The sequence below is a fragment of the Saccharothrix sp. ST-888 genome, from assembly GCF_000955975.1.
In the GTDB taxonomy this organism is placed as follows: domain Bacteria; phylum Actinomycetota; class Actinomycetes; order Streptomycetales; family Streptomycetaceae; genus Kitasatospora.
Genome location: NZ_JYJF01001155.1, coordinates 1 through 232 on the forward strand (window position 1 = coordinate 1; position 232 = coordinate 232).

A 232-nucleotide genomic window follows, 5' to 3' on the forward strand; every position below is an offset into this window, starting at 1 on the left:
CAGCTCGTCGGCGCCGGGGGCGTCCGGGCCCCGGCGGCTGGTCAGCACCAGGTGCTCGGCACCGTTGCCGGCCAGCCAGCGGGCGACCTGTCCGCCCAGAGCACCGGTACCGCCGGTGACCAGGACCGTCCCGCGCGGCTTCCAGTCGGCGGCGTCGCTCCTGGCCGCCCGCACCAGACGGCGGACGGACAGGCCGGACGGCCGCAGCGCGAGCTGGTCCTCACCACCGGTG

1 protein-coding gene is annotated in these 232 nt (G+C 78.0%); it reads right to left on the reverse strand.

All coding sequences use genetic code 11. From position 1 onward, the window contains the following. Positions 1 to 232: KR domain-containing protein (locus UK12_RS36040; protein ID WP_045307453.1), on the reverse strand; the 232-nt coding region annotated here is incomplete at both ends.